Here is a 3,393-nt window from a genome sequence, read left to right on the forward strand (position 1 = left end):
CATTGTGCTCTTCCAAAATACATAAGATGATTGTCATCGTTGGAAGTGCTTCCGCGTCCTGTTCCGGTTAATGCTGCAAACCAATAATTAAAATCAGCAATACCTTTTCCTTTTAAATGACCATATACTTCAGCTCCCAATTGTCTATCTACAGTAAAAGGGCGATTTATTAAGGATCGATCTACCATTTGCTGTTCACCACTGCTGATGAATCTTTCGCGTGTAAATTCAGTTTTCCATTGTCCTACTTTAAAACTCAGCCAATCCCATTTTTCAATCATAATTCTAAAATCAAGTAAATTAGACTGACTTAGCTCGTATTCCCAGTAGTATTTTAACCAAGGCTCAAAGGCATGGCCTCCAATTTTTAATCTCGCACGGTTTATTTTGAAAGTGGTTTTAGCATCTTGACTATAGTCATCATAAGTTAAGGGGTCTGTATCATTTGGTGTTGAAAAACGAAACTGAAGACGGCTTGCTAATTGAAAGAGGAATTTTTTGTCTCGGGTTTCCAGTTCAATCCCTTTACTGCCATAACGAACATTCATTAGTTTGGTAGTATCTTTTTCTTGTTGTGAGTACACTTTAAAGCTAATTAATAATAGAATTAAAAAAAGATTTATAGATCCTCGGCTTGAGTTTTTTTCTTTATACATAAGTTCAATTTATTTGTATAAAAGATTTTGTTAAGTCTCAAAATTAAATAATAAATAAGCCGGAGTTCACTGTTTGTAATGTTGAACTGGTTTCATATTATAACTTGCAACATGAAAAACAGGATTTTTAGTTTATAGAAGGGCTGTTTTTTTTAGATTCGACTGCTGTCATAAATTTTTACAATTGTTTTGATTATGAACGAAATAATTAAACAAAATTGAAATTATTTGTTTTGGCAAAAAAAGTGCCTTTTTAAACTATAATATTTAAATTTGCAGCCAAAATAACAACAACACAACTCTTATGTATAAATTGATAATTCGTCCGATACTTTTTTGTTTTGATCCTGAAAAAGTGCACTATTTTACCTTTTCATTTGTAAAATTCATTTCAAAAATCCCTGGAGTTTCGGCAATTATAAGATCAATTTATGAAGTAAAAGATGCTCGATTAGAAAGAGAAGTTTTCGGAATTAAATTTAAAAATCCAGTTGGACTTGCCGCTGGTTTTGATAAAGATGCAAAACTATACAAAGAACTTGGCGATTTTGGTTTTGGTTTTATCGAAATCGGAACTGTAACGCCAGTTGGACAAGAAGGAAACCCGAAAAAACGTTTATTTAGATTAAAAGAAGACCAAGCAATTATTAACCGAATGGGGTTTAATAATGGAGGTGTTCTAGAAGCTGTAGAGCGTTTGAAAAAAAATTCGGGTGTTTTGATTGGAGGAAATATCGGAAAAAATAAAGTGACAGATAATGAAGATGCTGTAAAAGATTATATCATTTGTTTTGATGCGCTTTACAATCATGTAGACTATTTTGTTGTGAATGTAAGTTCTCCAAATACACCAAACTTGAGAGCTCTGCAAGATAAAGAACCATTAACGGCTTTACTACAGACTTTGCAGAATAGAAATGTCGAAAAGCAAAAAACAAGCACTCAAAGAGTAAAACCAATTCTTTTAAAAATTGCACCAGACTTAACAGACGAGCAGTTATTGGATATTATTGATATTGTAAAAACAACTCAAATTGCAGGAGTTATTGCAACAAATACAACTATTTCTAGAGATGGCTTGCAATCTGAAAATCAAACAGAAACAGGAGGATTGTCTGGAAAACCATTAACAAAACGTTCTACAGAAGTAATTCGTTTTCTTTCAGAAAAAAGCAATAAAGCATTCCCAATTATTGGGGTAGGTGGAATTCATTCTGCAGATGATGCGATTGAAAAACTAAATGCAGGGGCAAGCTTAGTGCAATTGTATACAGGTTTTATTTACGAAGGCCCAGCTTTGATAAAAGCAATTAACAAAAAGGTTTTAGGGCAGTTGTAAAAGAAGTGCCTGAACTAAAAGGCCTGCAAGTATTGCAATACCAAAACTAATTAAAGTTCCGATCATTACATATTCTGTCAATTTTCGGTCTTTGGCTTCTTTTAAATCTCCAAACCTAAAAATAGATTTGGCGGCAAGTAGAAAACCAATTGCTTCAAAATGTCCGGTTATGATAAAACCAAAAACAAATAAGCGTTCTAAAATACCAATATAATTTCCAGCAGCTATCAGAGAATTATCCTGATGGCTGTTTTTGCTTTCAGGAGCCCATATCGAAATTATGGTTTTGATAAAAATAGAAGTTGGTTTAGTTATCAGTAAAATTCCCGTAAGTAAAATCCAGAACGCATTATCTTGCCAGAAATTGATTATCGTTTTGTTTTCATATATAAGAACCACGCCAATTAAAATGAGAATATGCGCAGCTTGGTCGACAACAAACCAAGTGCGTTTGGTTTTCTTTTTTTGAAAATTTAATTTGATCAAATCGATGATGCCGTGAGTAACAGCAATTAAAACAGCATATGGTATAAAACTGATTTCTCCTGCTAGAATTGCGGCTAAAACTCCATGAAGTAAAACATGGATATATAAGTAAATGCTTTTATGTTTTTTAGCTTCTTTATCGGTAACCCAAGAATTAGGTTGCCAAATAAAATCTCCTAATAAATGGGCGAGAAACAATTTTATAAATAAGATCATGAGGCTGTAAATTGTTTTATTTGTTTTCTAAAATATCGATCTAAATTAAGAACCAGATCAAACTGAGCGCGCTTTTGTCTTCGGCTAACGGCAGCCTGATTTATACCTAGTTTTTGGCCCAATTCGTCTTGAGACAATTTTGGATTTTCAATAGCAACGGCAACAAATTCTGCCGATTGCACGAGCCAGTTGTCCATAAAAGTTAAAGCCAATTGCAGCATTATATTCAGTTTTTCATCAAAATCTAAATCTCCTGTTCGCATGGCTAAAGTTACTTTTTGCTTCTTTAAAGTTTCAAAAAGTTCTCCCGAATTAATAAAAGCAGAACCGTTGCTTTCAGAGATCCTTTCTGCATTGTGCGTTTTATCTCCAAATCCGATGCTCATACGGGCATCAGACTTTATAGTTCTTAAATGTGCTTTTACCAAAATAGCGACCAACAGTGCATCTTCGGGATTACTAACTTCAATTTGAAATTCGTCTCCTCGATAGACTTCCCATTGGTTTGGTGTTTTGCCAAACGGAGCCAAGATTTTCTTTAAATCTTCAACCCAATGTTCTGATTTCTGTTGTCTTGAACCAATTATATCACCTGTAATTACACTAGTCATAACTCAAATATAATTAAAAAATTATAAACTTTCTATTACAAATATACGTAATAAAAATAATTATTACGTTTTTTGGTAATATTTT

At 33.0% G+C, this 3,393-nt stretch carries 4 protein-coding genes; 1 reads left to right on the forward strand and 3 read right to left on the reverse strand.

The genetic code is table 11. The features are described 5' to 3' along the window. Nucleotides 1–656, reverse strand: a 656-nt coding sequence (locus B3J44_RS00555; RefSeq protein ID WP_286964906.1) for a porin, incomplete at its 3' end; no start/stop codon positions are given. A 304-nt stretch (nt 657–960) separates the two neighbouring features. On the opposite strand from B3J44_RS00555, the gene B3J44_RS00560 reads away from it, so the two are divergent. Continuing rightward, nucleotides 961–1,995, forward strand: a complete 1,035-nt coding sequence (locus B3J44_RS00560) for a quinone-dependent dihydroorotate dehydrogenase (RefSeq protein WP_286964908.1) — start codon at nt 961–963, stop codon at nt 1,993–1,995. Here B3J44_RS00560 and B3J44_RS00565 read toward each other — a convergent pair. Beyond that, nucleotides 1,981–2,697 carry a DUF3307 domain-containing protein gene (locus tag B3J44_RS00565; RefSeq protein ID WP_286964910.1) on the reverse strand — a complete coding sequence of 239 codons (717 nt, stop codon included), beginning with the start codon at nt 2,695–2,697 and terminating at the stop codon, nt 1,981–1,983. The genes B3J44_RS00560 and B3J44_RS00565 overlap by 15 nt on opposite strands. Beyond that, entirely contained in the window at nt 2,694–3,308 is a 615-nt protein-coding gene (locus B3J44_RS00570) for a hypothetical protein (RefSeq protein WP_286964912.1), read from the reverse strand. Before B3J44_RS00570 ends, B3J44_RS00565 begins: the two co-directional genes overlap by 4 nt. Nucleotides 3,309–3,393 lie beyond the last annotated feature (85 nt).

This window comes from Flavobacterium sp. UBA4854 (genome assembly GCF_002399805.1).
GTDB lineage: Bacteria > Bacteroidota > Bacteroidia > Flavobacteriales > Flavobacteriaceae > Flavobacterium > Flavobacterium ginsengisoli.

Excerpts from the sequence above, each read along its gene's own strand:
- B3J44_RS00560 (WP_286964908.1), top strand. The coding sequence starts at position 961 with ATGTATAAATTGATAATTCGTCCGATACTTTTTTGTTTTGATCCTGAA.
- B3J44_RS00570 (WP_286964912.1), bottom strand. The coding sequence starts at position 3,308 with ATGACTAGTGTAATTACAGGTGATATAATTGGTTCAAGACAACAGAAA.
- B3J44_RS00565 (WP_286964910.1), bottom strand. The coding sequence starts at position 2,697 with ATGATCTTATTTATAAAATTGTTTCTCGCCCATTTATTAGGAGATTTT.